At 72.6% G+C, this 2,249-nt stretch carries 2 protein-coding genes; one reads left to right on the top strand and one right to left on the bottom strand.

The window, feature by feature from the left end; genetic code table 11:
* Positions 1–816 (top strand): DUF72 domain-containing protein (locus B8460_RS14370; RefSeq protein ID WP_084623677.1); only part of this gene is annotated, 816 nt, incomplete at its 5' end.
* Here B8460_RS14370 and B8460_RS14365 read toward each other — a convergent pair.
* On the bottom strand, positions 732–2,144 hold the full coding sequence (locus B8460_RS14365) for an MFS transporter (RefSeq protein ID WP_048862301.1): 1,413 nt from the start codon (positions 2,142–2,144) through the stop codon (positions 732–734). The genes B8460_RS14370 and B8460_RS14365 overlap by 85 nt on opposite strands.
* Positions 2,145–2,249: the final 105 nt, after the last annotated feature.

Here is a 2,249-nt window from a genome sequence, read left to right as displayed (position 1 = left end):
ATCCGCGTGGGCATCGGCGGCTGGACCTATGCGCCGTGGCGCGGCGGGTTCTATCCGCCGGACCTGCCGCATCGGCGCGAGCTGGAATACGCGAGCCGCCGACTGACCTCGATCGAGATCAACGGCACGTTCTACGGCGCGCAGACGCCCGCGACCTTCGCCCGCTGGCGTGACGAGACGCCGGATGATTTCGTCTTCGCGGTCAAGGCGCCGCGCTATGCGACCAACCGGCGCGTGCTGGCGGAGGCGGAGGCCAGCGTGCAGCGCTTCCTCACCGGCGGGGTGCTGTTGCTCGGCGACAAGCTCGGCCCGATCAACTGGCAGTTCGCGCCGACCAAGGCGTTCGATGCCGCTGATTTCGAGGCGTTCATGAAGCTGCTGCCGCCCGCGCTGGACGGGCGCGCGCTGCGCCACGCGGTCGAGGTGCGCCATCCGAGCTTCGACACGCCGGCGTTCGTCGCCCTCGCGCGGCGCCATGGCGTGGCGATCGTGCTGGCCGGCGATTCGCCGCATCCGTGCATCGACGCCGCGACCGCGCCGTTCGCCTATGCGCGCATCATGGGCAGCAGCGAGGCGGCGGACGGGTATGGCGACGCGGCGCTCGACGCATGGGCGGCGCGGGCGCGCGGGTGGGCGGCGGACCGCGCGGTGGTCCTGTATGTCATCGGCGGCTACAAGGCGCGCAACCCCGCGGCGGCGATGGCGCTGATCGAACGTCTTGGCCCGGCGGCTCAGCCGATCAGGCTCGCGCCCGCATCGCGGCGCAGCGCGAGGGCGATGGGGACGCTCAGCAGGCAGAAGCCGGCCACGACATAGAAGGCCGCGCCGAAATCGCCGGTCGACGGGACGGCGTGGCCGCGCAGCGTCATCGCCGCCTGCAGCGCGATCGCGCCGGCGACGACGCCAAAGGTCAGGCTCACCTGTTGCAGCGTCGAATACAGGCTGGTCGCCGCACTCATCTGCGCGCGCGACAAATCGGCATAGGCGATGGTGTTGAAGGCGGTGAACTGCAGGCTGCGGAAGAAGCCGCCGATCAGCAGCACGGCATAGATGGCGGCGAGCGGCCAGGCCGGGCGGAAGGCGCCGCAGGCGCCCAGCGTCAGCGCGCCGATCAGCCCGTTCCACAGCAGCGTGCGGCGGAAGCCAAGCCGGCCGATCACCCGCGTCGCCACCGGCTTCATCACCAGCGCGCCGGCCGAGCCCGCGAAGGTGACCATGCCGCTGCGCGCGGCACTGTCGCCGAAGCCGATCTGCAGCATCAGCGGCAGGAGAAAGGGCATCGCCCCGATGCCGATGCGGAACAGCGACCCGGCATAGACCGAGACGGCGAAGGTCGGCACCCGCATCAGCGACAGGTCGAGCAGCGGCGCCGGATGCCGCCGCGCGTGCCAGCCGTACAGCGCGGCGCAGGTCAGCGCGCCCGCGCCGATCGTCAGCGCGGCGCCGAGGCTGACCAGGCCGCGCGCGCCGATCTCCACCGCCAGCATCAGCCCGGCGAGCGCCAGCCCCGACAGCACGAGGCCGCGCCAGTCGAGGCCCACGGGGCGTGGCTCGCGCACGTCGTGCACGAACCACGTCACCAGCGCGATGCCGAGCAGGCCGATCGGCACGTTGATGTCGAAGATCCAGCGCCACGACGCATAGGTGACGATCAGGCCGCCGAGCGGCGGGCCGATCACCGGACCGAGCAGCGCCGGGATGGTCAGCCACGCCATCGCGGCCACCAATTCGGTCTTGGCGACGGAGCGCAGCAGCACCAGCCGCCCGACCGGCACCATCATCGCCCCGCCCATGCCCTGCAGCACCCGGGCGGCGACCAGGAAGCCGAGCGTGTCGGCCCGGCCGCACAGCACCGAGCCGAGGGTGAAGACGGCGATGGCGGCGCGGAACACCTGCCGCGTGCCGTAGCGGTCGGCCATCCAGCCGGAGGCGGGGATGAAGGCCGCGAGGCTGATCAGGTAGCTGGTCAGCGCCACGCTCATGCCCACCGCGTCGGCGTGGAAGGCGCGCGCCATGGCCGGCAGGGCGGTGGAGATCACCGTGCTGTCGAGCGTCTGCATGAACAGGGCGCAGGCGACGATGCTGGCGGTGAGGCGGGTGGTGCGGGAGATCGCGTGGACGCCGCGCACGGCCTGTTCGCTCATGCACCCAGTGTCGCGCGCGCCGGCCGGGGCGCAAACCCCGCCGGGCTGCGTCAGGCGCCGGGCTGCTGCCCGCCGTCGCCGGCGTGGGATGGCGCGGGCGCAAGG

The sequence above is a fragment of the Acidisphaera rubrifaciens HS-AP3 genome (assembly GCF_000964365.1).
In the GTDB taxonomy this organism is placed as follows: domain Bacteria; phylum Pseudomonadota; class Alphaproteobacteria; order Acetobacterales; family Acetobacteraceae; genus Acidisphaera; species Acidisphaera rubrifaciens.
The sequence above is the reverse complement of the archived record's forward strand: the minus strand, read 5'-3'. Positions and strand labels throughout refer to the sequence as shown.

What these genes read in the sequence shown, in the direction of transcription:
- B8460_RS14365 (WP_048862301.1), bottom strand. Translation starts at nt 2,144, where the DNA reads ATGAGCGAACAGGCCGTGCGCGGCGTCCACGCGATCTCCCGCACCACC.